We start from the raw sequence: 3,450 nt of genomic DNA, 5'->3' as shown, positions 1-3,450 counted from the left end.
ATTTGCCTTATCCAAACCTTTATAAAATCCAAACTTTTTCATGAAACCTACTGATATTACTAGGATTGTAATGAAGAAGGTTTGGATTTTATTTTGTAGATATATGATTATTGTAAGGAGGTAATTATATATGTTAGAACTAATCAATCTTAAAGAAAGCTATCCAAAACTTATTAATTATATGAAAGAAGGTGATTATCCATATAGTTCGTCTTACATCCAAAATGTTGAAACTGAAATAAAAAGATTATTGAACACTGATGTGACATTTGATTCCTATGAAAATTACTACCTTTATCGTGTAAGTAAGACTAATACCACAAAACAATATCGTTTTCCATTTAAATCGCATATTACAGTGATTATGAATTTTGACATTCATAATGAATATCCTCATGGTCAGATATGTAAACACCAACTTTTTGGAGATTCTCAATATCCAACCTTATGTGAAAACTTTAAAAATGTAACAGATGTTTATCAAGTCTTAGTTAACAGGAATGAAAAAAACGAGAAGACATGTCAAGATGAAATAAGAGAAGCAGAACATTTTTTTGCGAAAATGCAGGAATTAGAGATCTTCGATCTATCTTCCATAGGTGAGGAGCATGTTATTTCCTATTTTATGAATGAAAACAAAGAAATAATAAGAGGATATAGCTGCCGATATAGATTGAAAAGAGTTTTGGAAACGGTGGCATCTGAAGTTACGGAATGTAATCGCATTGCATTTCTTCTTCCGACATTAAAGGAACACAGAAAAAACATTCAATATTTGAGTGACGGTGAACTTGACAAGATTAAAAAAGTTATCCTAGATAGGAATGTCAATATATCTTTCCGAACAAGAGCAATTGGTACTTTACTGGTTTATACCGGACTGAGAAGTGTTGACATAGCTCATTTAAAATTAGAAGACATTGACTGGGAAAACGATACCATCAAGATAATACAATCGAAAACTTCTAACCCATTAGAACTACCCATGGAAGCGATGATTGGAAACGCATTGTATAGCTATATCAGCAATGAACGACCAAAAGGTGAGCAGCCTTTTGTTTTTCTCAAAAACAAACAGGGTCACTCAGTAATAGGCAGTTCAGCCGTTTCTAAGGCAGTCAGCAAAATCATGGATGCCGCAAATATTAGAATGAATCACACTGATAGAAGGGGAACACATATTTTTAGACATAAGCTTGCATCATCCATGCTTGCAGGAAGTATACCAGCACCAGTAATATCAGCAATATTGGGGCATTCATCACCTCATTCTTTGGACACATATGTCAATACTGACTTTGTGCACCTAAAAGAATGTGCATTAAATGTTGAGATGTTTCCGATTGATGTGAAAAAGGAGGATGATTGTTCATGAAAAACAAGCAGGAACAATTGGCTTTTTCAATCATGGATGATTTCGTTCATTATAGAGTTGCATCGCAGTCATGGTGTAACTGTTATGATATTCATCTCAAGGCATTTAGTGCTTATTGTAAAACGACGGATCCCAATAACAATGAATTAACGCAGCAAATGATAGATTCATGGTGCAAACAAAGAGATACAGAATTGAATAACTCTTGCAGAACAAGAATATACGCTGTAATTAATCTGGTTGATTATATTAATTCAAGAGTAGAAAATCCGTATTTCTCCAGACCGCATTTACCAAGGTTAGAAAAAAACAACTATATACCTCATGCATTTACCAATGAAGAATTAAGAAATTTCTTTTATGCATGTGATACGATCCAAACAACAAGAAACAGAAGAACTACTATATTTAGAAAAATCATGATGCCGGTAATGTTCAGACTTCTATACAGCACTGGCATGAGAACTACCGAGGTTCGCTTATTAAAAAGAAAAGAGGTGAATTTAGAAAATGGTGTCATAAATATTCAAAAATCAAAGGGATATAATCAACATTACGTGGTCATGCATGATTCTATGTTAACCATGATGAAACGATATGACAAAGAAATCCAAGGAATATGTCCATCAAGAACTTATTTCTTTCCGACAAGAAATGACAAGCATTATACAACGACATGGATTACATTGAATTTCAATAAACTGTGGTATCAATACAATGATTCTTATGCCAACGCATATGCCCTCCGACATCACTATGCCATAACGAATATCAATAGTTGGACAAATATAGGGATAGAATTCACTTCAAAATTACTGGCATTAAGCCGGAGCATGGGACACGCATCTATTAAAAGCACCATGTATTATTATTCATTGGTACCTGGACTGAGAGATAAACTTGAAGAGTTGACGGAAAATAATTTTAATGAGTTAATTCCGGAGATGTACGATGAAGAATAACAGGAAAGAGTCAAATGAAATTGCAAACCATATAAACAAATTCATTAGATTTTATTGTCCTTCGAGCAAAACGAGCAGTGAACATACGATAAAATCATATCGCCTTGCATTAACACTCTTCATGGATTTTCTTGAACAAAAGAAAAAGATAACAATAAATCAGCTTTCCTATGACTGTTTTAAAGCCGCAACCATTGATGAATGGTTAATATGGCTTATGACTGAAAAGAATTGTAAGCCACAATCGGCCAATGTAAGATTATCATCCATAAAAGCTTTTCTAAAATATCTCAGCATACAGGATATTACATTAAGTTATCTTAGCCTAGCAGCAGCATCAGTAAAGAAAAGAAAAGCACCAAAAATTAAAGTGCAAGGAATGAGTAAAGAGGGAGTAAAAGCACTTTTGGGATCAGTTGATCAGTCTACTAAAGCAGGGAGAAGAGACATTGCGATGTTTATATTATTTTATGATATAGCCGCAAGAATAGATGAAATATTATCACTAAAGATTAAAAATACACACTTGAATGTACCAAAACCATATGTCACCATAATTGGAAAAGGAAATAAACATCGAAGCTTAGGTCTAAATTCCAAGACTGTTCAATACCTTGAGAAATTCGTAAATGAATATCATGACAAGAGACCTAATGAAGAAGATTTTTTGTTTTATTCCATAATAAAAGGAAAAAAGAAAAAATTGACGCAACCAGCAGTTACAAAACGACTAAAAAAATGGGTTGTGATCGCAAATCAATTGTGTCCAGAGGTTCCAATAACTTTACATCCGCATCAGATTAGACATGCGGCAGCAACTCACTGGCTGGAAAATGGCATGAATGTTGGTGAAATTCAATATTTATTAGGCCATGAAAACATTCAGACAACGATGGTTTACTTGGATATAACAATAACTCAGGAAGCATCAGCAATGAAAAAAATAATGACTGAAGAAGAAGTTGGAAAACCTAAATTATGGAAGGGGGATATTCGGAAATTAAGGGATCTGTGCAAATAAACAAAATAAAATCCAAACCTTTTTCATTACAATCCTAGTAATATCAGTAGGTTTCATGAAAAAGTTTGGATTTTATAAAGGTTTGGATAAGG

3 protein-coding genes are annotated in these 3,450 nt (G+C 33.4%); all 3 read left to right on the top strand.

Annotation, left to right across the window (positions count from 1 at the left end; genetic code table 11):
- The first annotated feature begins 130 nt into the window (after positions 1–130).
- Genes ACI6MV_RS24730 through ACI6MV_RS24720 form a run of 3 tightly spaced genes read left to right on the top strand, consistent with a single transcriptional unit; the run spans position 131 to position 3,358 of the window.
- Complete coding sequence (locus tag ACI6MV_RS24730; RefSeq protein WP_407272974.1) at positions 131–1,375, top strand: tyrosine-type recombinase/integrase; 1,245 nt, start codon at positions 131–133, stop codon at positions 1,373–1,375.
- Positions 1,372–2,337: a tyrosine-type recombinase/integrase gene (locus tag ACI6MV_RS24725; protein WP_407272973.1), complete on the top strand. Its 966-nt coding sequence runs from the start codon at positions 1,372–1,374 to the stop codon at positions 2,335–2,337. Before ACI6MV_RS24730 ends, ACI6MV_RS24725 begins: the two co-directional genes overlap by 4 nt.
- Complete coding sequence (locus tag ACI6MV_RS24720) at positions 2,327–3,358, top strand: tyrosine-type recombinase/integrase (protein WP_407272972.1); 1,032 nt, start codon at positions 2,327–2,329, stop codon at positions 3,356–3,358. Before ACI6MV_RS24725 ends, ACI6MV_RS24720 begins: the two co-directional genes overlap by 11 nt.
- Positions 3,359–3,450 lie beyond the last annotated feature (92 nt).

The organism is Radiobacillus sp. PE A8.2, assembly GCF_045635475.1.
Lineage (GTDB): Bacteria > Bacillota > Bacilli > Bacillales > Amphibacillaceae > JBJGXI01.
Note: the sequence above shows the minus strand (reverse complement) of the source record. Positions and strands in the feature narration are given on the sequence as shown.